The sequence below is a fragment of the Acetobacterium sp. K1/6 genome (assembly GCF_034438075.1).
Lineage (GTDB): Bacteria > Bacillota > Clostridia > Eubacteriales > Eubacteriaceae > Acetobacterium > Acetobacterium carbinolicum.
On record NZ_JAXQGA010000007.1, the window covers coordinates 78221 to 104511 of the forward strand.

At 41.3% G+C, this 26291-nt stretch carries 25 protein-coding genes; 19 read left to right on the plus strand and 6 right to left on the minus strand.

The features are described from left to right. The first annotated feature begins 3 nt into the window (after positions 1–3). Complete coding sequence (locus tag U2P91_RS08070; protein ID WP_322519421.1) at positions 4–1176, plus strand: acetylornithine transaminase; 1173 nt, start codon at positions 4–6, stop codon at positions 1174–1176. 107 nt (positions 1177–1283) lie between these two features. Here U2P91_RS08070 and U2P91_RS08075 read toward each other — a convergent pair whose 3' ends face one another. Together U2P91_RS08075 and U2P91_RS08080 are read right to left on the minus strand one after the other, a co-directional pair. Next, a complete protein-coding gene (locus U2P91_RS08075; protein WP_322519422.1) occupies positions 1284–2762 on the minus strand; it encodes a HAMP domain-containing sensor histidine kinase in 1479 nt (492 codons plus the stop codon). Continuing rightward, positions 2749–3426 (minus strand): response regulator transcription factor, encoded by a 678-nt coding sequence (locus U2P91_RS08080; RefSeq protein WP_322519423.1) that lies wholly within the window; start codon positions 3424–3426, stop codon positions 2749–2751. The genes U2P91_RS08075 and U2P91_RS08080 overlap by 14 nt, the downstream gene beginning before the upstream one ends. Positions 3427–3636: 210 nt before the next feature. Here U2P91_RS08080 and U2P91_RS08085 point away from each other — a divergent pair, with 210 nt between their 5' ends. From U2P91_RS08085 to galE, 18 genes are all read left to right on the plus strand, one after another. Continuing rightward, positions 3637–4305, plus strand: coding sequence for a response regulator transcription factor (locus U2P91_RS08085; RefSeq protein WP_026394376.1), 669 nt, complete (start codon positions 3637–3639; stop codon positions 4303–4305). Between the two features lie 18 nt (positions 4306–4323). Beyond that, the gene (locus U2P91_RS08090) at positions 4324–5619 is read left to right on the plus strand and encodes a sensor histidine kinase (protein ID WP_322519424.1); all 1296 of its coding nucleotides are present in this window, start codon (positions 4324–4326) and stop codon (positions 5617–5619) included. Positions 5620–5758: 139 nt separating this feature from the next. Then, the gene (gene trmL, locus U2P91_RS08095; protein ID WP_204355433.1) at positions 5759–6223 is read left to right on the plus strand and encodes a tRNA (uridine(34)/cytosine(34)/5-carboxymethylaminomethyluridine(34)-2'-O)-methyltransferase TrmL; all 465 of its coding nucleotides are present in this window, start codon (positions 5759–5761) and stop codon (positions 6221–6223) included. 102 nt (positions 6224–6325) lie between these two features. Beyond that, on the plus strand, positions 6326–7441 hold the full coding sequence (locus tag U2P91_RS08100) for a lysylphosphatidylglycerol synthase transmembrane domain-containing protein (protein WP_322519425.1): 1116 nt from the start codon (positions 6326–6328) through the stop codon (positions 7439–7441). A 27-nt stretch (positions 7442–7468) separates the two neighbouring features. Continuing rightward, positions 7469–8311, plus strand: coding sequence for a fumarate hydratase (locus U2P91_RS08105; protein WP_111889436.1), 843 nt, complete (start codon positions 7469–7471; stop codon positions 8309–8311). Between the two features lies 1 nt (position 8312). Continuing rightward, positions 8313–8876: a Fe-S-containing hydro-lyase gene (locus U2P91_RS08110; RefSeq protein WP_322519426.1), complete on the plus strand. Its 564-nt coding sequence runs from the start codon at positions 8313–8315 to the stop codon at positions 8874–8876. Positions 8877–8887: 11 nt separating this feature from the next. Further along, positions 8888–10144 (plus strand): pyridoxal phosphate-dependent aminotransferase, encoded by a 1257-nt coding sequence (locus U2P91_RS08115; protein WP_322519427.1) that lies wholly within the window; start codon positions 8888–8890, stop codon positions 10142–10144. 99 nt (positions 10145–10243) lie between these two features. Then, a complete protein-coding gene (locus U2P91_RS08120; protein WP_111889439.1) occupies positions 10244–11257 on the plus strand; it encodes a LacI family DNA-binding transcriptional regulator in 1014 nt (337 codons plus the stop codon). Between the two features lie 135 nt (positions 11258–11392). Beyond that, complete coding sequence (locus U2P91_RS08125) at positions 11393–12559, plus strand: TraB/GumN family protein (protein WP_111889440.1); 1167 nt, start codon at positions 11393–11395, stop codon at positions 12557–12559. A 115-nt stretch (positions 12560–12674) separates the two neighbouring features. Beyond that, on the plus strand, positions 12675–13505 hold the full coding sequence (locus U2P91_RS08130; RefSeq protein WP_111889441.1) for a transporter substrate-binding domain-containing protein: 831 nt from the start codon (positions 12675–12677) through the stop codon (positions 13503–13505). A gap of 310 nt (positions 13506–13815) precedes the next feature. Continuing rightward, entirely contained in the window at positions 13816–14478 is a 663-nt protein-coding gene (locus U2P91_RS08135) for an amino acid ABC transporter permease (RefSeq protein ID WP_111889442.1), read from the plus strand. Between the two features lie 10 nt (positions 14479–14488). Then, complete coding sequence (locus U2P91_RS08140; RefSeq protein ID WP_305781826.1) at positions 14489–15247, plus strand: amino acid ABC transporter ATP-binding protein; 759 nt, start codon at positions 14489–14491, stop codon at positions 15245–15247. 100 nt (positions 15248–15347) lie between these two features. After that, complete coding sequence (hisJ, locus tag U2P91_RS08145; protein WP_111889443.1) at positions 15348–16199, plus strand: histidinol-phosphatase HisJ; 852 nt, start codon at positions 15348–15350, stop codon at positions 16197–16199. 1 nt (position 16200) lies between these two features. Next, positions 16201–16770 carry a helix-hairpin-helix domain-containing protein gene (locus U2P91_RS08150; protein WP_111889444.1) on the plus strand — a complete coding sequence of 190 codons (570 nt, stop codon included), beginning with the start codon at positions 16201–16203 and terminating at the stop codon, positions 16768–16770. 123 nt (positions 16771–16893) lie between these two features. Continuing rightward, positions 16894–17532, plus strand: coding sequence for a helix-turn-helix transcriptional regulator (locus tag U2P91_RS08155; RefSeq protein WP_111889445.1), 639 nt, complete (start codon positions 16894–16896; stop codon positions 17530–17532). 11 nt (positions 17533–17543) lie between these two features. Continuing rightward, positions 17544–18347 (plus strand): pyruvate, water dikinase regulatory protein, encoded by an 804-nt coding sequence (locus U2P91_RS08160; protein WP_242988534.1) that lies wholly within the window; start codon positions 17544–17546, stop codon positions 18345–18347. Positions 18348–18351: 4 nt separating this feature from the next. Then, a complete protein-coding gene (gene ppdK, locus U2P91_RS08165; RefSeq protein ID WP_111889447.1) occupies positions 18352–20997 on the plus strand; it encodes a pyruvate, phosphate dikinase in 2646 nt (881 codons plus the stop codon). 130 nt (positions 20998–21127) lie between these two features. After that, the gene (galE, locus tag U2P91_RS08170) at positions 21128–22117 is read left to right on the plus strand and encodes a UDP-glucose 4-epimerase GalE (protein WP_111889448.1); all 990 of its coding nucleotides are present in this window, start codon (positions 21128–21130) and stop codon (positions 22115–22117) included. Between the two features lie 6 nt (positions 22118–22123). Here the strand turns inward: galE and U2P91_RS08175 are convergent, their stop codons facing one another. From U2P91_RS08175 to U2P91_RS08190, 4 genes are all read right to left on the minus strand, one after another. Then, positions 22124–22420, minus strand: coding sequence for an ArsR/SmtB family transcription factor (locus U2P91_RS08175; RefSeq protein ID WP_111889449.1), 297 nt, complete (start codon positions 22418–22420; stop codon positions 22124–22126). Positions 22421–22437: 17 nt separating this feature from the next. Further along, complete coding sequence (locus U2P91_RS08180; RefSeq protein ID WP_111889450.1) at positions 22438–24078, minus strand: FAD-dependent oxidoreductase; 1641 nt, start codon at positions 24076–24078, stop codon at positions 22438–22440. A 385-nt stretch (positions 24079–24463) separates the two neighbouring features. Continuing rightward, complete coding sequence (locus tag U2P91_RS08185; RefSeq protein ID WP_111889451.1) at positions 24464–25603, minus strand: hypothetical protein; 1140 nt, start codon at positions 25601–25603, stop codon at positions 24464–24466. A gap of 205 nt (positions 25604–25808) precedes the next feature. Further along, entirely contained in the window at positions 25809–26291 is a 483-nt protein-coding gene (locus tag U2P91_RS08190; RefSeq protein WP_242988535.1) for a threonine/serine exporter family protein, read from the minus strand.

Sequence of the window (26291 nt, forward strand, 5' to 3'; positions counted from 1 at the left end):
AAAATGGATTTAATAACGCGAGGAAGCAATGTGATCATGGAAACCTATAAACGTTTTCCATTGGTCTTTGATAAGGGTCAGGGTTGTGTACTGACCGATGTTGATGGTAAAAACTATCTGGATTTTGTCGCCGGAATCGCCGTCGATGCACTGGGGCATGCCCATCCGGGGTTGCTCGCGACAATGCAGGCGCAGATGGAAAAATTGGTGCATATTTCCAATCTTTACTGGTCCGAACCGGGAATTGAACTGGCTGAAATGTTGACCAAAGCCAGCGGACTGGACAAGGTTTTCTTTTGTAACAGTGGGGCGGAAGCTTGCGAAGCAGCTTTAAAACTGTGCCGGGTTTACGGTAAACTCAAAAAAAATAAAGACGCTGTGGAAATTATTGCCATGGATCAGTCCTTTCATGGACGTACCTATGCTGCCATTACCGCTACTGGTCAAAAAAAATATCAGGAAAACCTGGAACCGCTGATGCCAGAAATTTATCATGTGCCCTACAATGATATTGATGCGTTAAAGGCTCAGATCAGTCCCAAAACCTGTGGGATTATTTTAGAAGTGATTCAGGGCGAAGGGGGAATCTATCCTGCCGATCCGGATTATTTAAAAGCAGTGCGAAAAATCTGTGATGAACAAAACATTGTACTCATTTTCGATGAGGTGCAAACCGGTATTGGCCGTTCGGGAAAACTGTTTGCCTACCAGCAATACGGAGTTGTGCCGGATGTGGTCACCATGGCCAAAGGTTTAGGCGGTGGCGTTCCAATTGGCGGCATTATTGCCAAAGATTATGTGGCCGAAGTCTTTACCCCGGGAACCCATGCCTCCACCTTTGGCGGGAATCCATTTGTCTGTGCAACCGCCAAATATGTGATCAAAACCCTGACCGCACCGGGATTTTTTGAAGCGGTGACAGAAAAAGGGGATTATCTCAAAACCAAACTGGAAGCGTTAAAAAAAGCCCATCCCGCGATAAAAGAAGTTCGCGGAATGGGACTAATTGTCGGTGTTCAGGTTGATGCCGATCTGGGTGCCGTTGTTGCCAAAGCGATGCAAAAAGGCCTGCTCTTAATCACCGCCGGCAGCAATGCTATCCGTTTTGTACCGCCCCTGGTCGTTACTATAGAAGAAATTGATCAGGCCGTGCAGATTTTCTCAGAATGCTTATAATGTATTAGATAAATAGCAATTAGCATTGACAGATTACTGTTGATATAAGGACAACCCCGTACCGACAATAGATTAACAATTGTTGGTACGGGGTTTGTTGACAACAGTTAATTTTTATTTAGAAAGATCGAAGCTTTAGTGCCCAGACCGAGTTCGCTGGTAATGACCAGTTTGCCCCGATGAACGTTAATGATGCTGTCAATAATCGACAAACCGAGGCCTGAACCACCGGTTGCACGGGAACGGTCACTGTTGATGCGGTAAAAACGTTCTTTAATTTTTTCAAGTTCGGACGAGGGAATCCCACAGCCGGTATCAGTGACCGTGATTTCATTTATTTTTTTATTGCAAACCCGACAGCTCAGGCTGATGGTTCCGCCGACCGGGGTGTATTTGCGGCTATTGTCCAGAAGACCCCGGATCGCTTGAATCAACAGCCCTTCATTCCCCCGAACAAAGGCATGGTCACAGGATTCCATGAGGTATTCATGATCCGGATCGATCATTTGACACTGATAAATAATCTTTTCTAAAAGTAGCGAAATATCAAGAACAACGAAATCGTCACCAAAATAATTGTTTTCAATACGCGTAATCAACAGTAAATCTTCGACCATTTTATTCATACCTTTTATTTCATCCCGAATGGCTTCAATGGATTCATCCCGGAGCTGCGGGTCATTTTTACCCCAATCTGATAAAATGTCAATATAACCCTGAATAACCGTCAGTGGAATGCGTAACTCGTGGGAGGCATCAGAAACAAAGCGCTTCTGATTATTGAAAGCCGACTCCAGTTTCTTTATCATCTGGTTAAGCGAAACGATCAGCTGATCCAGTTCATCCTTGTTTCCGGTTTCTTCGATTCGGATATTGAGGTTATTTTCCGTGATATTTTTTGCGGTTTCTGAGATCTCAATCAGTGGTTTCAGGGTCTGTTTGGTACCGTAAATACCAAGCAGGATAATTGCGATCAAGCCAAGAATACTAATGGAGACCATCAGGACAAACAAGATGGTCATAAACACATAACTGTCATTGAGGTTTTTGATAATCTGGAGATAGATAATATCCCCGTCCTCCAGCACATAGTAAGACCCCAGATAATAGTATTCGATTTGGTTGTAACGCAAGGAATTAACAGCAATCATCTGATCATTGTCGTCATCAAAGCTAAATTCAAACAAATCAAAATCGTATTCTGCCAGGTTTTCAGCAACTAGCAAATCAGTCAGAATTTCCGAAGACTGGTAGCTATTGCCCTGGTTATCTTTTAGCTGATAGGCAATCAGGGAATTATCCTTGACATAGGGGTAGAGTTTATCAGAGATGAATCCCAGTCGCGCATCGGCAGGTAAACTCAACAGAGCTGGCATGTTTTCATCAAGAGTATTAATGACGTAATTATTAAACCGGATCATCGTCGATTGGCTTTCATTTAAGATAATCTGCTGCGAAAAAAAGAAGACCATCAAAAAAGAAAGTGTCAAGACTACCGTGAGGGCCAGAATAAAAAAGAAGACGATGCGATGATAGATTTTCAGCGGTTTTTTGCGGCCGGGGATATTTAGTTTATCGAACCACATAACCCCGCCCCCGAACCGTTTGAATCAGCTTCTGGGAAAAATCCCGGTCGATTTTATCGCGCAGATATTTGATATAAACATCGACAATATTGTCCCCGCCATCGTAATCAAAGCCCCAGACCTTGGTGAGTATTTGTTCCCGGGACTGGACCAGATCGTGGTTGAGCACGAGATAATAAAACAGATCAAATTCAGTTCGGGACAAGGTGATTTCCTGGGACTGGCGCTTAACACTAAAAGCGTCCAGATCGATCTCAATGTCCTTAAAAACCAGATGGGTGTTTTGTGCTGCTTCCGGAGTATTTTTTCTTATGTTGGCTTTGATCCGGGCCAGCAGCTCTTCAAAGTTAAAGGGCTTGGTCACATAATCATCGGCGCCTAGTTCAAAACCAGTAACGACATCACTGGTATCGTCCCGGGCAGTTAATAAGATAATTGGCAGGTGATGATTCTGAGCCTTTAAATATTTAAGAACATCATAACCAGAAACCTCCGGCAGCATAATATCGAGTAAGATCAGATCAAAGTCAGGGTTCTTATGATAGGCTTCGATCCCTTCCCGGCCAGTAAAGGCCTTAACCGTCTCAAAACCGGCATGCTTGAGCTGCAGCTCAATGATCCGGGATATTTTTTTATCATCTTCAATAATGAGTATTTCTTTCATGGGAACCTCCATAACCAATTGATAAATAAAAAGATAAACAACACAGTAGTGCCAATTGTCGCAACAGATTAACAATTGGTCGGCCCGGTCATCTTTCATTACCCTAAAATAATATCATATTCTCCTCGTTTTATATAGCTTTAAGATTTCGGCTCTATAATTAATCTGTTAGCTTATAATCAAAATCCAAAATATGGAAGGAGTCGCTTTATGCGTATACTATTTGTAGAAGACGAAAAAAAAATAACCGATGCACTCCAGGAATTATGTAAAATACAAAATATCGATTGTGACATTGCCAACGATGGAGAGGAAGGTTTGTTATTTGCGCTGAATCCTATTTATGATGTTATTGTTCTTGATATTATGTTGCCGATAAAAAGCGGGATTGAAATTCTCCAGCAGATTCGGGATCAGGGGATTAACACCCCGGTATTGATGCTCACCGCCAAGGGCACTATTGATGATAAGGTCAAAGGGTTGGATTTGGGAGCGGATGATTATTTAATCAAGCCCTTTTCAGCAAAAGAACTGTTTGCCCGAATTCGGGCTCTGGGACGTCGTCCGGATCATGGCATTAAGGGCGAGACCATCGTTTTTGAAGATGTCAGTTTTAATACCAAAAAGAATATCCTCCAAACCGAAAACAAGGAATTTAAACTGTCGGTTAAGGAAGCGAAGATTCTGGAGATGCTGTTAAAACGACCCAACCAGGTTTTTACCAGAGAACAGATTCTAGACCGGGTGTGGGGATTTGATAAAGAAGTCAATGAGAACAATATCGAAATCTATGTGCACAATTTGCGTAAAAAAATTGTGGACACCCAAGTCAAAATTGATACCATCCGAGGGGTAGGCTATACACTTGGGAAAAAATAGGTTGGAGAGTTAAGGCCCATGTTTAAAGAAATCAAGCGAAAGATCACCCTGTTCAACACCCTGATTTTAGTTATTTTTATGTTTATGTTTATCTTTCTTTTGGGGTTTTTAGTGAACTGGAGTCTCAGTCTTTCCGGTGAAATGTATCTGACCACGGTCGCCAAGGAAATTATCCAAAATAACGGACAGACAATTTCCCAACCGATCGATTCCAGAGACTCGGTCCATGATAAATTCGGCTATCAATTCATTATGTGGGACAGCAGTAATATTGTGAAATCGATGAAGATAGATGATCGTAACTTAATTATGTTAGGATACGAGTTATCGATTGAAAAGAACGAAACGCCCCAATTTAATCTGCTGGTCTCAGAAAATGTCGAATATCGGGTTTATACGCTGCCTTATTCCAATAATTCCAACGATTATGTGCTTCAGGTGTTTCAACAGATTTCTACGGAACGCTCGATTATTGCTTATGTTATTTCGTTTTTATTGTTAATCGGGATTGGTTCGATTGCGGTGCTAGTGCCCATTTCCTATTTTTTGGCGGGAAAATCCCTTCAGCCGATCAAAGATACCTTTGAAGACCAGAAGAAGTTTATCGCTAATGCTTCCCATGAGCTGAGAACGCCGCTAACGGTTATTCAAACGAATATAGAAGTGTTGAAACTCAAAGAAGAAGAGCAGATTAAAGATAATATGAAATGGCTTAATAACATTGCCAGCGAAGGTGAGACCATGGCAAAACTTATTTCTGAGCTCTTGCTTCTGGCCCAGGCTGAGAATCAACGGCTGGTCATTGATAAAGAAGTGTTTGATCTATCCTCCATGTGCCAGCAAATGGTTGGCCTGATGACCGAATTGGCCAATGAAAAAGAAATTGAGTTAAGCGAGAACATTTCACCTGGGATCCAATACCGGGGCGATGAAGAACGGTTAAAGCAGGCCGTCCGAATTTTAGTGGATAACGCCATTAAATATACACCAATGGGTGGAAAGGTTCAATTATGTCTGGTTCAGGGGAAACGACACCTGGTTATTGAGGTTAAGGATACCGGAATCGGGCTCACCGAAGAAGATAAAGCAAAGGTTTTTAGTCGCTTTTATCGGGTTGATGATGCCAGAAACCGGGAAACCGGTGGCGTCGGTCTGGGCTTGAATATTGCCGACTACATCGTTAAAAAACATAGTGGTAGAATAAAGATTGACTCGATTCCAAATAAAGGAAGTACCTTTTCCATTGTTTTACCGAAAACGAATCAAAAACCGGATTCAAAGAAAAATAGTATAAATGGAGATACCATTCAATAAACAACCAGTCATAAAAGTTCAATTTCTTTGTTGGTTTTAAATGTTCCTGGCGTATCAGGATTATCTTAAAAAAGAAAGAAATTGGGCTTTTTTTGATTATAATAAAAGTGGACAAATACTTAAATGAAAAGGAATAAACATGAATATTGTACTATACCAACCAGAAATACCTCAAAACACCGGAAATATCGCCAGAACTTGTGCATTAACTGAGACAAGCCTTCATTTGATTAAACCGCTGGGGTTTTCACTCGACGAAAAACAATTGAAGCGGGCCGGTTTGGATTACTGGGAGCTCGTTAATGTGACGGTCTATGATTCATTTGATCAGTTTATGGAAAAGAACCCGGAGGCAAAGTTATATCTTCTAACAACCAAAGCCACCAAATTTTATCATCAAATTGACTATGATCAAAACGCCTTTCTGATGTTTGGGAAGGAAACTGCCGGAATACCCACAGCAATTCATGACGCCCACCCGGAAAACCGGTTTCGCGTCCCGATGAGAAACCATGAAAAGGCCCGTTCGTTGAACCTTTCAAATGCTGTAAACATTGTCTTGTATGAGGCCCTGCGGCAACATGGCTTTCAGGGATTGATTTAGTATGAAAATTTTATGAAAATTTCATGAAAACAACTGAAAATTACATTACTTTACCATAACAGTGTGTTATAATTGATTCAATCAAAAATAGGATGGTATGCAATGGATCAAACCAGAAATAAAGAAAAGTTTTGGAAATCAAAATTCTGGAAAAAATACTCGAACTATTTGTTTTTTGTTTTGTTAATCAGTGCAACAGCGCTTATCATCTTAACACAAGTTGATCCGGAAACTTTTTTTAAGACCATTAAACAGGCGAATGGCTATTTTCTGTTACTTGGGATTGGCTGTGTTTTTATTTACTGGTCACTCGAAGCTTATATGTTACTAAAGCTGATGCGTCGGGATAACGCCGATGAAACCTTTCATTTTGCCTGGACAATGACCATGGTCGGCCAGTATTACAATTTAATCACCCCCAGTGCTACCGGAGGTCAGCCTCTGCAACTCTATGAGATGTCCAAGAAAAATTATGGATTTGGTTCGGGGACGGCAGTGCTGGTTCAAAAATATGCACTCTATCAGGTCTCAGTTACTTTTTTGGCTATTATTGCCACAATACTAAGTATAACGACATTACACCAAAGTCTGGAAGCTGCCAAGTGGCTGATTGCAATTGGGTTAATTGTAAACATTGCTGGGGTGGTGTTAATCTTTATTCTGGCCTTTAACGTTAATGCCGCAAAAGGGATTATGATGGGGTGTTTAGGGCTTTTGCTTAAGCTTCGTATTTTAAAAAGTGAGGCAAAGTATCGAGAAAAGGTTACCCACTTTATTAAAGAATACCAGATCGCCATTAAAGAACTAAAAAGCCATAAAATGCAAACCTTGAAATTATTTGCTGTTTCTATTTTACAAATAGTGGCACTTTACTCGGTGAATTATTGGGTGTATCGCTCATTGGGGCTGCATGAGAGCAATGTCATCATCATTATTTCGCTTCAGGCGATCCTTTATGTGGCAGTCGCCTTTGTGCCGACGCCTGGTGCCGCAGGGGGAGCTGAAGCAGGGTTTTTGCTTTTGTTTGGACCCATTTATGGAGCCGGTAATTCGGCGGTGGCGATGATAATCTGGCGTCTGATTACCTTTTACTTTATCATCCTTTTTGGTGGCATATACTTATCCGTTCATTCGATTCGGATTGGGAATGATAAAGCGAAGCTAATTGAAAAGGAATGTAAAGATAAACAATGTGATGATCAAGTTGATCGCCGATAAAAGAACAAAAACAGTAAGGAGAGTTCAGTGAAAAAAATTGGAGTTCAGCAGATTATTGATCATGTGGCTGAAATGTGTATTGAGGCCAATACCCATTTATCAGCAGATATGCAAGAGGGACTGGAACGAGCAAGGGTATCAGAGGAATCCATAAATGGGAAAGAGATTATTGATACCATGCTCAGTAATTTTTTAATGGCCAGGAAAAAAAACATCCCCATTTGTCAGGATACCGGTATGGTTGTCATGTTTGTAACCTTTGGCCAGGATCTGACGATCGAAGGGGGAAGTCTTGAAGCGGCCCTCCAGGCCGGGGTTGCCAAAGGTTATGAGGAAGGTTATCTGCGGAAATCCGTTGTTTCTGATCCTTTTATCCGGACCAATACGGGGAACAATACCCCGGCGGTGATTCATTATCAGGTGGTTCCCGGGGATGGCTTAAAAATAAAAATCTTACCCAAGGGATTTGGTAGCGAAAACACCAGCGCCTTAAAAATGCTAAAACCGTCAGATGGTATTGCGGGGGTTAAAGAATTTGTACTCCAGACGGTGGAAACCGGTAGTCCCAATGCCTGCGCACCGATTGTGGTGGGCGTTGGTGTTGGTGGTACCATGGAAAAAGCCGCTTTGATGGCCAAAGAAGCTCTGGGCAGACCGCTGGGCGAGCACAATCAACAAGAACATATAATGGCACTGGAAGACTACCTTTTAGAAGCCAGCAATGCACTGGGAATCGGACCGATGGGCCTGGGCGGAGTCAATACCGTCTTGGGTGTCAATGTCGAAGTCTTTCCGACCCATATAGCCGGGTTGCCGGTGGCGGTTAATATATCCTGTTACGTCAATCGACATGTGGAAAGGGAATTATAGAATGGCTGCTGTAAAGATCAAAACACCGTTGAGTAAAAAGGAACGCAAGAAGTTAAGAGCGGGCGACCATGTGCGGATTTCCGGGCTCATTTATACAGCCCGGGATGCGGCTCACAAACGGATGATGGAAACCCTGGAAAAGGGCTTGCCCTTACCAATGAATTTAACCGATGAGTTAATTTATTATGTTGGTCCCTGTCCGGCCAGACCTGGTGAAATTATTGGCTCAGCAGGACCGACAACCAGTGGCCGAATGGATATCTACACCCCGGAGCTACTGGAGCGTGGACTTGCCGGTATGATCGGTAAGGGCAATAGAAGTGAGCGGGTTATCAATAGCATGATGAGCAATGATGTTGTTTATTTTGCCTGTGTGGGTGGAGCCGGGGCATTATTGCAAGATTGTATTAAATCGGTTGAAATAATTGCCTATGAAGATCTGGGGACCGAAGCGATCCGAAAAATAGAAGTCAAAGATTTTCCGGCGATTGTTGTCATTGACACCCTGGGAAACAATTTATATGAAACTGAAAGAAAAAAATTTGCGAATAAACTATGGATTTAGTGGGAGGAAACATGAAAAAAGCGGAAATGGTTATTGAAACGTCGTTGCGAGAGGGTGGTACCGACCCGATCTTCAGAATTGCTGGAGAAGCTGCAAACCGTACCAGAGAATTGGGTTCAGAAGCCGTCATTAATTCAACCATCGGAGCTTTGATGGATGATGATGGCGAATTGGTGACATTCAAATCAGTCTATGATACCTTAAAAAGCCTACCGAATAATCTGATTGCGGATTACTCAGGGCTGGCCGGTCAGCCGGATTTTTTAGAACAGATTACAAAAGCTTGTTTTAAAGACTGTAAACCGGAAGGTCATATCCGAGCTGTGGCAACCCCAGGCGGAACCGGGGCTGTTCGTCATTCATTTTGCAACTATACTCAGCTGGGCGATACAATTTTATTGACGGACTGGTATTGGGCTGCCTATGCCACGATTGCTGATGAAAATCATCGAAAAGTGACAACCTTCCCACTTTATAATGAAAAGGGTGGATTTAATTTAGAGGGTTGGAAGAAAAGCATCCTCGAGCTGCTAAAAAAACAGCAACGGGTTTTAACGGTTCTCAATACACCCGCTCATAACCCCACTGGCTATACCATTTCGTTAACAGAATGGGAAGCGATTAAGACCTTTGTGACCGAAACAGCCAAGGCCCAACCCGAGTCAAAAATAATTTTGCTGGTAGACCTGGCTTACATCGATTTTGCCGGTGACGGGGATGAAGCCCGTCAGTTTATGAAAATGCTGACCGGGATGCCCAACAATGTGCTAACGCTGTATGCGTTTAGTTGCTCAAAGGGTTACACCATGTACGGACTCAGAAACGGCGCGATTCTGTGTGTGGCACCCACGGAAGAAATTGCCAGTGAATTTGCCAATGCCTGTACCTATTCCAACCGTGGCAACTGGTCAAACGGCACCCGGGGAGCGATGGAAACCATCACAAAAATATTTTCCAATGATGAATTATACAATCAGGCGATGGCCGAGCAGAGCTTTTATAAAAGTATCTTAAGGCATCGAGCTGCCGCTTTTGTGGAAGAAGCAAAAAAAATAGGACTGGAAATGGTCACCTATTGTGACGGGTTTTTTATTAGCATCCCCTGTGATAAACCTCGGGAAGTTAGCAGCCATTTAATGGAAAAAAATACATTTGTGGTCGCGTTAGGTAAGGGTCTTCGTTTTGCACCCTGTGCCGTATCAGAAGAAAAATGCCGTCGTTCGCCCCAGTTAATCCTGGATGCCATCAAAGCGGTAGAAGGTTGTTAATAATCGGTTGATGTTATTTTTGTAAATAAGTACACGTCCATAAGATGTTTATGGTCGTTTTGCAAGTGCTTATTGTTTTGAAATTTGAAAGGTGAAGAGATGAGAGTTAAAATCGTAGATGTTGCCAGAGAAGCAAATGTTTCCGTTGCAACAGTATCCCGCGTTGTCAATAATATTCCGCTAGTAAACGAAGAAACGAAAGAACGCGTATTGGAAGCCATCAAAAAAACCGGTTACAAACCCAATGCTATTGCCCGAAGTCTAAAAATTCAAAAAACCAATACCATGGGGATTATGATCCCGGATATTACCAATCCCTATTACACCGAGATTGTCCGCGGTGCAGAGGATGTTTGTGGTATCTATCATTACAATATCATTTTGAGTAACACCGATTTTGATCCGGAAAAAGAGAAAAAATCTCTGAATGTTCTGGTTGAAAAACAATGTGATGGGATCATCTATGTTGGGAAAGATTTAAGTGACGAAATGCAAGCCGAACTCATCGATGCACCGAGCGAGGTGGTATTAGGTTGTATTCCTGATGACAGTGGTGTGTTAAGCGGGGTTTTAATTAACAATGAAACGGCCGCTTACGAATTAGCCATGGAGCTGATAAAAATGGGTCATAAAAAGTTTATGCTGTTTTTCGATGAATTGGAAGAAGGCTATATTTATCAGGAACGAAAAAAAGGGTTTATTAAAGCCTTTGAAGAAAATAACATTGAATTTGATGACAGTCGCATTTTGAGAGAAAAACTGAGTCTTTCAGGTGGCTACACGATGATGCAGGAAGCCATTAATACCGGGGTCGATTTTACCTGTGTTTTCTGTTTTAATGATCAGACCGCGCTGGGAGCGATTCGTTGTGCCGAAGAGATGGGTAAGAAAATTCCTGAAGACATTAGTATTTGCGGCTTTAATAATTTTTGGATCGCAGAATGGACCAGACCACAAATTACCACGGTTGCCCAGCCGATGTATGACATTGGTGCCATCGCGATGCGGATGCTCATTAAACTTTGCGAAAAAGACGGCGATCGTACTGTGAAAAATGTCTATGTCCCGCATGAGGTTCATATTCGGGCCTCAGTGACAAATATCGAGAAATAAAAAGACGTTTGAGAAACCGGGTTTAATCTCGATAAACAATGGTAATGGGGTAGGAAGATAACGTGTCAGTGTGATTTTTGGATCATTCTGAGTTGATCGGTTTTTTCCGTAGAAAACCCGAAGGAAGGAAGTTCATTGGAATCAAATATTACACGGCTTGATTATAATGGTAAAGAAATAATTTTAATTGGAACCGCTCATGTTTCAAAGAATAGTGTCGATGAAGTGCGGGAAACGATTGAAAAGGAACGGCCGGATTCGATCTGTATCGAACTGGATCAACAGCGCTATGAAGCAATTAATCAGAAAGACAGATGGTCCAATACAAATCTGGTTCAGGTTATTAAAAGCAAACGGGCCGGTTTTATGTTTGTAAATATTTTATTATCGAATTATCAGCGAAAGTTGGCTGAACAGTTTGGTATTGAATCCGGTCAGGAAATGATGGAGGGGATTGCCTGTGCGAAAGAGTATGGAGCAGAGTTGGTGCTGGCAGATCGCAGCATCCAAATCACCTTTAATCGGATCTGGCGGGGCTGTAGTTTATGGGAAAAGATTAAGGTTGTCTTTTCGATTATTCTCAGTGTCGTGGACGATGAAGAAATTACTGAAGACGATCTGGAAAAGCTGAAATCTGACGACATGCTCACAGCGGCCCTATCAGAAATGGGTTCAGCTTTTAAAGGTGTCAAAAAATACCTGGTTGATGAGCGGGATCAATATCTGGCCTATAAAATAAAGAATGCGCCGGGCGATAAGGTTGTGGCAGTCCTTGGTGCTGCACATGTACCAGGAATTAAAGAAGAGATTTTTAAAGATCAAGATATAAAAAAACTAGAAGTAATCCCTCCGAAATCAAATGTTGGAAAAATAATTGGTTGGATGATCCCGATTGTTCTGGTTGGCGTGATCGTCGCCACTTTTATTGCAAACCCCAGTTCTGGTTGGGAGCAGGCAAAAACCTGGATCATTTGGAATGGTGCGTTATCGGCTTTAGGAACCTTAATAGCCGGAGGACACATTGTCTCGGTGGTGGTCGCTTTTTTTGCAGCACCGATTACCTCATTAAATCCGCTACTGGCGGCGGGCTGGTTTGCGGGGACATCAGAGGCGCATTTTCGAAAACCAAAGGTCGAGGACTTTGAGTCATTGCCAAAAGACCTGGGTAGCATTAAAGGATTATGGAAAAACAAGGTCACAAAGGTATTAATGGTTGTGGTTTTTGCCAATTTGGGAAGCGTATTGGGAACCTGGCTAGGTGGTCTGAATATCATCGGGATTTTTATCAATACCTTTTCATAATGCAAGAAAATGAGGCCGAAGAACGTATAAATATTCAGTGCGTGCAAAAAAACTTGTTAATGTTTACAAAATAATATATAATTAACACCATTAGGAATTTAGAAAGGAGAAGACTATGAAAAGAAAACTATTAGGTCTATCACTGGTTGTTTTACTGTTATCGGCACTCGTTTTGACAGGTTGTTCCTCCGGAGGTACTAAAACATCAGAAGATGCTTTGGCGGATAAGGTGTTAAGTATCGGCGTGGATGATACCTACCTGCCGATGGAATTTCGAGATGATCAAAATGAATTGGTTGGTTTTGACATTGACTTTGCAAATGCTTTAGCTGAAGAATTAGGGGTAACGGCAGAGTTTCAGACCGTTGCCTGGGATGGTATTTTTAATGGCTTAAATGCTAAACAATATGATGTTATCATTTCGAGCACGAGTATTACACCGGAACGTCTTGAAGGTTTCAGTATGAGTGATCCTTACGTTGCCAACGGGATTGTTATTGTATCCAGAAAAGATGCGACACCCGTGACCGTCTTTAAAGAGCTTGAAGGCAAGGTTCTGGGAGCACAAATTGAAACCACGGCGGATATTGCGGCAGAAAAATTAAAGGTTGATGAAGGCGTTAATGTTGAGATCAAAAAATTTGACGGCATGTTGGATGCTTTTGCAGCACTTCAAGGCAAGCAGATCGATAATGTCATTACTGACATCGGTGTAGCAATGTATTATGTTGCACAAAACCCTGATTTGTATGTTGTCAGTTCAGACGTCTTAACCAATGAACCAATTGGAATTACCGCTCGGTTAGCCGATACAGCTATAACTGAGCAGTTTAATGAGGCCATTAAAGCTTTACAGGAAAGTGGCAAGATGACCGAAATTTCCATGAAATGGTTCGGCCAGGACATGACTAAAGATATTGATACTGAATTGATTGTCATTGAATAGGCTCTTAAATAATTAAATAAACTATTGGAATAGGACTTGGTACAGTTTTTGTGACAAGTCCTGTTCATATGTTTACAGCGGAACAGCATGGGAACAGCTTCCACGACAGCTTGTCATTAACAAAACAATGGAAAGCGAACCAGTTTGTTTCAAAGATTCATAAGTAAATGTTCGTGAGGGTTGTAGACAAAGTAATTAAGTTGTTAATGTCTTTTTCGGTGATGCGTTGTTTTGGCATGGTTGAAAAAGGTTTTGTCTGCAGTCTGACATGGATCAGTGTTAAAATTTTTAAGACGAAGGGAAGATCAACGTGTTAAATGAAATCCAACTATGGGCAATTGTAAATGGAACCATCGTCACCCTTGAAATTGCAATTGTAGCAATTATTTTTGGTGCGATTTTTGGTGTGGTGGTTGCTCTCGGGAGACTATCAAAAAATAAGGCGGCCAATACGCTATCCTGGTTTTATATCTGGTTTTTCAGAGGAACGCCAATGTTGCTGCAATTATTTATTATCTATTATGCCATTCCGATTATTTATCTGGATGCAACGGGATCAACATTCAATGTTAATCCAATGATTGCGGCCTTTGCAGCGTTTTCTTTAAATGCTACCGCGTATCTGGCAGAAATTATTCGTGCCGCAATCGAATCGATTGATGGCGGACAAATGGAGGCATCGAAGGCATTGGGAATGAGTTATCGTCAGGCGATGACAAAAATTATTATTCCCCAAACCTACAAAAGACTGGTAGCCCCATTGGGTAACGAGTTGATTATGTTGTTAAAAGATACCTCGTTGGTATCGACAATCGCACTCTTTGACTTACTCAGAACCACAAAAACGATGGCAAGTGCAACCGGTTCATGGATATATTACATTTATGCAGCCGCTATTTATTTATTCTTAACAACGATTATCCAGGTTGTATTCGATAAGATGGAAAAGAAACTTGGGATTTACGAAAGATAGGGAAATGAATATGAGTATGGTAAAATTAGTGAACGTCCGAAAATCTTTTGGAGATTTAGAAGTGCTAAAAGGTGTTAACCTTGAGGTTTCACAAGGTGAAGTAGTCTGTATAATCGGTGCCAGTGGCTCAGGAAAAAGTACCTTGCTGCGGTGTTTAAACCATTTGGAACGGATATCCGACGGAGAAATATACATCGAGGATGTGCTCTCAGATAAACGGGCCAATAGTAAGGATTTGATGAAGATTGATCCAGTAACAGTGCAGTCATTGTGCGCAGATCTGGGCATGGTTTTCCAGAGCTTTAACCTATTTCCTCACTTGACGGTGATTGATAACGTGACCATTGCACCTCTGATTGTGAAAAAAATTGATAAAAAAATTGCGGAAACAAGAGCTCTGGACCTACTTAGTATGGTTGGCCTGTCGGAAAAAAAAGATGAGTACCCCTCACGTTTATCGGGCGGACAACAGCAACGGGTCGCCATTGCCCGGGCGTTGGCTATGGATCCGAAAATTATGATGTTTGACGAACCAACCTCAGCGCTTGATCCTGAATTGGTTGGTGAAGTATTGGCAACCATGCGGCATCTGGCTGAAAAAGGGATGACAATGCTGATCGTGACCCATGAAATCGGCTTTGCCCGAGAAGTGGCAGATCGGGTCATTTTTATGGATGGTGGTGTGATCTGTGAAGAAGGAACACCGGAAGAAGTCCTGTTAAATCCAAAGGAAGAACGAACGAAAAGCTTTCTCAATAAAATTTTATAATCACCCCACAAAAAAATTGTCATCCTGGCAATTTTTTTTATTTGCTAAAAAATCGGTGTCATGATACAATCATTTCACGCAAACTTTTGGAGGGATCAAAATGTTACTGGCAAATTATCATATCCACTCAGATTATTGTGACGGCAAAAATACCCTTGAAGAAATGGTGGTGGCAGGAATTGCCTCAGGTCTTACAAGTATGGGGCTGTCAAGCCATTTACCGTTGCCATTCCTCAATGATTGGACAATGAAAGAGGATGATTTAGAAGATTACTTAAATGATGTCAAGGCCTTAAAAGAAAAATATGCACCCCAAATTGAACTTTACTGTGGGATGGAGATCGATTTTTTTATTGATCGGCAAGATATCAGCGACTTGGCCAAGTCGGTGATACCGAGACTAGACTACACCATCATGTCCGTTCATACCTTGGGAAAAACGATCGGTGTAGAGGTTTCCTATATCGATGAATCTCAACAGAATTTTGCGCAGGGAATTAAAAAATATTATCAGGGTGATAATCAGGCTTTTATTACGGATTACTACCAGGGCATTGCAAAAATGGTGAACATGTTCGAACCCGATATATTGGGACATATTGATTTAATTAAAAAATACAATCAAAACAACCATTTTTTCAATGAAAGAGATCGCTGGTACCAGGAAACGGTGAAAGACTGTCTGGATACGGTTGCTGCCCAAAATACCCGCATCGAAATTAACACCGGAGCTAATTTGCGAATTCCCGGAGTGGGGCGTTATCCCTCAGATTGGATGATCCCTGAAATGAAAAAAAGAAATATTCCCATTACCGTCGGTGGCGATAGCCATTCGGTCGCGGGAATCGTTTTTGAATATAACGAAGCTGAAACATATTTAGCAGAATGTGGCTATCAGGAATACTGGATATTGAAAAAAGGCCGATGGGAAGCACAGCCTCTGGGAGTGTAACATGGATAAGTGCAATCGAAACAAAATCCTGTACATTCTCATCGTGCTTGTTTTTTTGGGCGTTTTTTGGGGTTGGTATCGGCTTAAAGAGATCACAACGGCGGACATGACGCTTAATAAAACGGCTTTAAGTGAAACTGAAACGGTTGAAAGTACTGATAATAATGAAAAAATGATGGTACATATTACCGGCGCTGTGACAAACCCCGGAGTCGTGGCGCTCAATCAGGGAGCACGATTGGTAGAAGCCATTGAACTCGTGGGTGGGTTAACGGAGTCTGCCGATGTTAATTCTTTAAACCTGGCAAGAAAGCTGCAGGATGAAGAAAAAATTCATGTTCCCGTCGTTGGAGAAACGGCAATAACGGCAAGCGAAAGTTCGAAAATTAATATTAACTCAGCGAGCCGAGAAGAACTGAAAAGTCTGCCAGGCGTTGGAGATGTTATCGCTCAGGGAATCATCGACTATCGGGAAAAGAATGGCGGATTTGCTCAATTGGAAGAATTAAAGAATGTAACGCGGATTGGTGATAAAATATATGAAGGACTATTAGAATCAATAACGTTATGAAAAAGGTTACATACAACTTAAATAATAAAAATTTATCAATGAGGTTTAAAAAAATATTTTAGTTGTTTACAATACCATGATATGTGTTATACTTAATAAATCAAACAGACAAAGGGGTTGAACATGGAGTTAACAAGCAGGCAAAAAGAAATAATCGAAATCGTTAAAGAAAAACAACCTGTTAAGAGTAATGAAATTGCCGAATTACTGGGTATCAATCGCGCTACCATTCGTCCGGATCTTAAAATTTTGACGATGATGGGAATACTGGAAGCGAAGCGAAAGGTTGGTTATTATTATACGGGTCGATCATTGCTAAATATTTTGGGTAGTTATATTAAAACTATTAATGTAACCGACATTCAAACGGAGCCGACCGTTGTTGAAGAGACATCATCCATTTACGACGGCATTATCACCATGTTTACCAAGAATGCTGGAACCTTGTATGTCGTTGATGGCAAATATCTTTCCGGTATTGTCTCGCGTAAGGACTTTATTAAAGCCATGATTGGAAGAAAAGAGGTAGAATCGCTGCCGATTCCGATGATTATGACGCGAATGCCAAATATTATTTATCTGGAAGCAAATGAATCCGTTTATGATGCCGCCTATAAAACGATGTATTACGAGGTTGAATCCCTTCCCGTTGTGCAAAAGGAAATTGACGAAAAGGGCACTCAGCGTTTAGTGTTAATCGGCAAGGTGTCACGAACTAATATTACCCGCTATGTGGTTAACATGGGGAGAAGTGCAAAATAAAGAGGTTAAAATTGAAAAGCATTGTGATTTTTGTTGTTTCAGATACACCCACTGAAATTGGCGAACTGCTCGTGAAAGCAGGGACAAGCGTATTTGAGAACTCCATTCGGGAAGTACGGTTTCATCCGTTTGTGGATGATAAACTGAGTATTGACTACCTGTTGGATTTAGCAAAGCAGGATAACGGATTGGTGGTTTATCGTTTTGCCTCAAGTGAATTAAAGCATCATATGGAAATAGAATCCAAAGCTAAGGGGGTTCCCATTTACGACGTGATGGGATCTCTGATGGAGACGCTAAGAAGTATAACCGGTGAAGAACCGGTCCGAAGCCGGTCTTCAAGTATGGAACTGGATGCCCATTACATTAAGAAAATAGAAGCCATCGAATTTGCCGTAAAATATGATGATGGCAAAAATACATCCGGCTTGAATCAGGCAGATATCATTCTGATTGGGGTATCACGAACGTCTAAAACACCGATCAGCATTTATTTGGCCAATAAAAATTATAAGGTGGCTAATATTCCGTTAATGCCAGAGGTTGAACCACCTAAAGAATTATTTGAGATTTCTAACAGGAAAATATTTGGTCTCGTCTTAGACCCAAACCATCTGGTAAGTATCCGTTCAGAAAGAATCCGGGCTATGGGGCTCACTGGAACATCAAATTATGGGAGTTACGAAAGAGTGATGTTGGAGTTAGAAAAAGCACAACAGCTTTTCGATAAATTGGGATGTACTGTCATTGACGTCACATCAAAAGCAATTGAAGAAATTGCAGCGATTATTCTTGCAAATATAATGAGGAGGTAGAGGAATGTCAAAAAAATGGGTTTATTTGTTTAAAGAAGGTAATGCAACCATGAAGGAATTACTAGGGGGGAAGGGTGCTGGTTTGGCAGAGATGACAAATATCGGACTGCCCGTTCCGGGAGGCTTTACCGTTACAACCGAGGCCTGTACTGAATACTATAATCAGGATAGAAAACTTTCAAATGAAATTATCGACCAGATTAATAAAAATTTGGCAATCTTAGAAAAAGAATGTGAAAAGACCTTTGGTGATGTTAATAATCCGTTATTGGTATCCGTTCGTTCGGGTGCGAAATTCTCGATGCCCGGGATGATGGATACGATTCTAAACCTGGGGTTAAACGATGAAACGGTTGCTGGCATTGCAAAATCAACAAATAATGAACGGTTTGCCTTCGATAGCTACCGACGTTTTATTCAAATGTTTGGAGACGTTGTTCAAGAGATTAGTAAAGACAAGTTTGATTATGTATTAGAAAGTGCCAAGGAAAAAAATGGCTATCGGGATGATACCGAGCTGACTGCTGATGATCTAAAAGAAATTGTTGTCGCGTATAAGAAAATTGTCAAAGATGAAACCGGTAAAGACTTTCCCCTGGATCCAAAAGAGCAATTATTGATGGCCATTGAAGCGGTGTTTAGATCATGGAATAATAACCGCGCCATCAGCTATCGAAATATGAATGATATTCCTCACGACATTGGCACTGCTGTCAACGTTCAATCAATGGTATATGGTAATATGGGTGATGATTGTGGAACCGGGGTAGCCTTTACAAGAAACCCTGCAACAGGACAGAAAAAACTTTTTGGTGAATTTTTAATCAATGCTCAGGGTGAAGATGTTGTTGCCGGAATTCGTACCCCGAGAGACATTGAAGATTTAAAAGAACTCATGCCGGAAGTTTACAAACAGTTCCAGGAAACTGCAGAGCGACTTGAGAATCATTATCGGGACATGCAGGATATTGAGTTTACGATTGAAAAAAGCAAACTTTTCATGCTCCAGACACGAACCGGGAAAAGAACTGCCGCTGCCGCACTTTGTGCCGCAGTAGAAATGGTCGAGGAAGGTTTAATCACAAAAGAAGAAGCGGTTTTGAGACTAGATCCAATATCACTGGATCAATTGCTGCATCCAACCTTTGAAGAGGCCGCTTTAAAAGCAGCAGAACTTCTGGCAACGGGGTTGCCAGCCTCACCGGGTGCTGCTACCGGTAAAGTTTATTTTACCGCGGAAGCAGTGTGCGCAGCCGTTGCAAATGGGGAAGAAACCCTATTGGTCAGAAAAGAAACTTCGCCAGAAGATATTGAGGGCATGTATGCTGCAAACGGAATTTTAACAGCGCGCGGTGGTATGACCTCTCATGCGGCAGTAGTTGCCAGAGGAATGGGTAAGTGCTGTGTAGCTGGATGCGAAGCGATCAAAGTCGATGAAGCGGCAAAACAGTTTACCGTAGGGAATCAGGTCTTTACTGAAGGCGATTTTATCTCGCTAAATGGTAGTACCGGAAGTGTTTATAAGGGCAGCATAAAAACGGTAACCCCAGAACTCTCCGGCCATTTTGCTGAAATAATGGCCTGGGCAGATGAATACAGAACATTAAAAGTTCGTACCAATGCCGACACACCAAACGACGCAGCGGTTGCCGTTCGCTTTGGTGCAGAAGGGATCGGCCTTTGTCGAACAGAGCATATGTTTTTTGATGAACAACGACTACCGAGTGTCCGCCGGATGATTCTATCGGAGTCAAAGCAACAGCGTGAAAAAGCGCTGGCCGAAATTCTGCCGATGCAAAAAGAAGATTTTATTGGTCTTTATAAGACAATGGAAGAACGCCCGGTTACCGTTCGGTTACTTGATCCGCCTCTTCACGAATTCCTGCCGAAAGAAAGCAAGGATATTGAAGCCCTGGCGGCTGATATGGGCTTTGCTTTGGAAGACATGGTCACGATCATTCAGGGCTTGGAAGAATTTAATCCAATGCTGGGTCATCGCGGTTGCCGTTTGGCAATTACCTATCCCGAAATTGCACAGATGCAAACTCGGGCAATTATGGAAGCTGCCATTGAAGTCAAGCAAGAATGTGGTTTTAATGTTATTCCCGAAATTATGATTCCCCTGATTGGTATTAATGAAGAATTGACCTACCTCGATAAGGTTGTTCGAAAAACCGCGGAACTGGTTAAGTCCGAACGTAAGTCAGATATAAAATACCTGGTCGGAACCATGATGGAAATTCCCCGGGCCACTCTGATTGCCGATCAGATTGCTAAAACAGCCGAATTCTTCTCGTTTGGAACCAATGATCTGACTCAAATGACCTATGGCTTTTCGCGTGATGATGCCGGTAAATTTATTACCGACTATAAGGATAAAGGCATTCTGCCAAATGATCCATTCCAGAGTATCGACGTAGAGGGCGTTGGTAAGTTGGTTGAAATGGGCGTGGTTCTGGGTCGGAAAACAAAGCCTGATCTTAAAATTGGCGTTTGTGGTGAACACGGCGGTGATCCCAAATCGATTTTCTTCTTCCACAGCGTTGGCTTAAGCTATGTTTCGTGCTCACCATTCCGAGTACCGATTGCCCGTCTGGCAGCAGCTCAGGCAGCACTTAGCAATAATAAAACAACATTTACGGATAAATAACTCACCACAACAATTGTCAACACCGGATATATTTATCCTTTAAGAAACCCTTCGGGGTTTCTTTTTTTTAAAAAAAGTTCTATAATAAAGGGAGAACAAGAAAATTTAATAATTGAAATAGAGGACGATAATGAAGATTTTAGTATGTGGCGGGGCCGGATATATTGGATCCCATGTGGTCAGGGCCTTAGTCGAAAAAGGATATGAGGTAGTGGTTCTGGATAATTTATCAACCGGACATGAGGGTGCAGTCTCAAAAAAGGCTGTCATTGAGATTGGTGATATCCGCGATAAGGCGTTTCTTAAGCAAATATTTACTGCCCATCAGATTGATTGTGTGATGCATTTTTGTGCTCATTCTCTGGTTGGGGAGTCCATCAATGAGCCGCTTAAATACTATCATAATAATGTCTATGGGACCCTCTGTCTGCTGGAAACTATGGTGGGGCATGGGGTTAAGAATTTTGTCTTTTCTTCGACTGCCGCTGTTTATGGAGAACCGGAAGAAAGTCCCATCACGGAAGAAAGTAACAAAAATCCCACCAATACCTATGGGGAGACAAAACTGGCAGTAGAAAAAATGCTGAAGTGGATGGATGGAGCTTACGAACTAAAATCGATGACTTTCCGGTATTTTAATGCCGCCGGCGCCCACTTATCAGGAGAAATCGGGGAGGACCATAACCCCGAAACCCATCTCGTACCATTGATTTTAAAAACGGCTCTGGGACAGCGGGACCAGATCAGTATTTTCGGTGAAGACTATCCGACTCCGGATGGGAGTTGTATCCGGGATTATATCCATGTAATGGATATTGCCTCCGCCCATATTTTAGGGATGGAAAAACTACTCGCTGGCGGAAAAAGCAGTGTTTATAATTTGGGCGACGGAAAAGGTTTCTCGGTCAAAGAAGTGATTGCAAAAATAAAAGCACTGACTTCAAAAGCGTTTGTAGTGAAAGTTGCTAAAAGAAGACCTGGAGATCCAGCAAAGCTGATTGCTTCATCCCAAAAAGCTCAACGGGAACTGGATTGGGCGCCAAAACATTCAGATTTAGACACCATCATAAAAACAGCCTGGAAATGGCATCAAAACCACCCCCAGGGCTATAATAAATAAATTTAGTTAGAATTCAAGGGTACTGAAAAACTCGGCGGCGGTTAAATCCATGGCCGCCAGGAGTTTTTCGATACTCTTTAATTTTACAAAATAGTGCATTTCCACACCAATTTTCTGATTATCAAGAATCCCTGCCTCCCGGAGAATTTTTAGATGCTGGGAGAGATTGGCCTGACTGTAGTCAAATAACCGATTCAGGACGCATACACATTGGGGTTCAATTAAAAGAAATTTTACGATTTGTAAGCGAACTGGATGTCCCAACGCCTTGAAAATTTTTACTGAAACATCATCAGCATTCATAGTGGGCCTCTTTTCTGCTAGTCTTCTTTGGTGGCGTCATAAAATCGAAAGCCTCCAGAAAGGTTATAAACGTTTTTAAAGTCGTGATTAAGTAAGATGTTCTGGGTTGCATTGCCGGTGACTCCTTTATTACAATAGGTAATAACAGGAAGGGTCGGATCGAGTTGGTCAAGTTTGTCCCGCAGATCTTCATGAGGGATATTTTGCGCCTCGGGTAAATGGCCGTCACGGTACTGGGCCGTTACCCGGGTATCAATGATCTGGTAGACTTCCTTATTGTTCAGTTTTTTTTTAAGGTCCGCAGCAGTCATGAGTTTGCGGTCTTTATTTAGGGCATTATCGAGGATCATGCCCGTATAGTGAACCGGATCCTTGGTGGTTGAAAACGGCGGAGCATAACCTAAGTCCAGATTAAAGATTTCATCAACAGTGGCGCCATAGGTAATGAGGGTGACAAAGACGTCCAATCGCTTATCGACACCGTCATAGCCGATGATTTGAACGCCGAGCAGTTTTTGGGTGGAGCGGTCAGCGATGGCTTTGATTAACATTTCCTGGCCGCCGTAATAACTGGGTTTATCGGGCTTGATATTATGACAAATTTCGATATCATAACCTTGACTGCGGGCTTCGGCTTCAGACAAACCAGTGCTGCCGATGCTAATATCAAAGAGCTTAAAAATACCGGTGCTCAGGTTGCCAGGGTAAACGACATTACCACCAGTGATATTATCACCGCAGATCCGGCCAGTTTTATTGGCAGTTGAACCTAAGGGGCGATAGTGTGGCCGTTTTGTCACTGCTGACCAGGTTTCAATGCAGTCGCCGCAGGCATAGATATCGGTATCAATGGTCATCATCCGTTCATCAACCCGGATCGCACCGGTAACACCTAACAGTAAACCCGCTTCCCGGGCCAGGGTTACATTAGGTTTAACACCAGTGGCCACGATAATCATTTCGCCGGGAATCAGGGTTCCGTTTTCCAGGATGACTCCCTGACTGGTGGCCTCAACGACATTAGCATTTTTAAAGATTGGGATTTTTCTTTTGCTCAATCGTTTTTCAAGATACAAGGACATATCCTCATCGAGATTAGGGGTCAGCTTACCGGCCCGTTCAACCAGTGTGACTTTGATTCCGCAGGCTTCAAGATTTTCCATAACTTCAAAACCAATAAAACCAGTCCCGACAACAACCGCCGTTTTAGGATGATGATTGTCCATAAAGGCTTTTATTTTTAGGGCGTTTTGAACATTTCTCAGAAAAAAAACATTCTCCAGTTCAATTCCCTTAATCGGTGGAACAAAAGCCTGAGCGCCGGTGCTCAGGATGAGTTTATCATAAGTGTCATTAAAAACTGCTCCGCTATCCAAATTTTTAATTACCAGAGTTTTGGTGGGGATATCAATTTTTAATACCTCATGGCGAATATGGATGTCAATATTATATTTAGATTTAAAAAAGTCTGGACTTCGTGGCGTTAATTCCTGAATCGATCCGACTTTTCCCCCAAGATAATAAGGAAGCCCGCATCCGGAATATGAAATGTCCTGATCTTTTTCATAGATAATTATTTCTGCCGAATCATTATTTCGCCGGGCCTTTGCCGCAGCCGACGTACCGCCGGCAACTGCTCCTATGACTATAATTTTCATGACGTTCTCCTTAATTTTAAATCAGATTATACCAAAACATTCAGTGAAAAAAGCGAGGATCTAAAACGAGTATTAACTCTATTATAATCAATCAACGATTCAAAAGCAATGATTGATTATGTGAATCAGAGTAAGAAAATATGGCTTGTAGGTAAACGATGGATCTCAAGCACCAGAAAAGTGAAAAATATCCAAAAGAAGTTTTGAATAGTACAATAAAGTGACATGTGGTTTAATTATAAAAATTTAGGTACAAGTGATAGAGTCATTTAGAAAAACAGTATAAATAAAACTGCGTATAGATTTAATAAGGATTACAATTTTCACTTAATGTAGTAAGCTTGTCAATATTGTGAAATAATATTCAACTAGCCTAGGCAAGTAATCAAGATGAGACTTTATCATTAACGAAAGTCGTTAGTTTTTTAAACTCTTTCAATAAGTTGTCGGCATAAGTGTACTCTTTATAAAACATCTCATTTAGGTAAGAATCATTAGCGCTTCTATACAAAAAACATACAACATCACGAACGGAGAGAGCTGAACGAGCATAATTATACGTCAAATCTTCGACAGTTGTATTAATTAAGTATTCCATCACAAATGTTCTGGCAAGATTATACTGGGTATACCCTTGCCAGAGTATATCGGTCTTAGCTAACTCATCTGCTAAGTCAAAATTAAAACGGGCACGATTTAATAGGATATTAATTTCTTTAACAACCTTAGGGTTGTAGTTGTATTGAAGAATAGATTTCATATATTCAAACGAAAATTCATTATTTTGTGAGTTGCATTGTCTGAGAAGAGTATTTGCTTTATTTCTATAATATAATCCCAAATAATTGTAGTAAACTATTTGAGATATTGGATTTTGAAGCATTTTACCTCGGATATCCTCTAGTCTGCAAACTGTATCTCTATTGAGACTTCTCTCCTCTTGATAATCCAAAACATATTTAATTAACTTAATATTTTCATTTAAGATGTACTGTAGGCCATTGCTTAACGAGCTGTAACGTTGCAATTCTCGTTCAAGATATTGAATTAGTTTTGTACATTCATTTCTAAGTTGAGCTCCTTTAAAATCGACATATGCAAACCAAATAATATGATCAATTACATTCTGAATGAAATCAGCAAATTGAATACAAGTCAAGGTTTTGTTATTAAATGCAGGACAGACTTTTTCTAATAGTTTTTTTTCAAATTCTGACTTTACTTTGCAATTTGAAAAACTCTTTATCATTTCAGAATAAGCAATGGTGTAATTTGGGTTCTCAAGTACATTACCTTCCATAGAGGTTACATTATTCACGGAATCGATTGAAAAATATGTGATAAGCGCAATAATAAGTGCAATAAAGGATATTACCAGAGAAGAGATACTAATAAAAAAGTCGGGAATAATGTCAGTTGGTTCTTTCATTTGATTGATATATATTATGTAAGAAATTAAGGCACATATAATGAATATAATGGTTATTATAAAAAAAACTATATGCAAAGGCTTTTTTTTACTCATATTATTCTCCTTGTAAAAGTTATTTAGTGTAAATATCTGTTTAAAATATGTTGATTTGAATTGCAAGATATACTGCTCCAACAAACATTAAATACAAAAAACCATAAAGGATAATAAGCTTCAATTTTTATCTGATTTCTATGTTGTGGAGATTTATGCAGTATTAACTTAGATAGTGTATAAAATTAAATATCATTTAGGTGACCTAATTTTTTTTTCCATATTTTAACTTCTTTCCTATTTTTGATCGACCTTTTAGCATCACCTTACGCACCAGATTAACGGTTGAAGAGACCATAATAATGCCCACCGCCAATGCGCCGGAAATCAGCATGGTATGAACGCCAGTGGAGATACCAAGATCAATCTCGCCGTTAATGAAATAGAGCATCGTATAGTAGATGCCGCCCCCGGGAACCAGGGGAATCAGGGCCACGGCCAGAAAAATCGTGGTTGGTGATTTAGTTAAGCGGGCCAGTACTTCGGCATAAAGGGAGATCGCAATGGTTGCCAGTAGATAGGGAAGGACATCATTAGTAATAACCAGTTGAAAAATTACGTAAACCAGTTGTCCCAGCATCCCCCCCAAGGCTGAAAGCAGCAGTTTATTTCGGGGGATATTAAACACAATGGCAAAGGCCAGGGATGCCCCAAAGGCATATAAGCAAGGAGTAAGATAATCCATCAT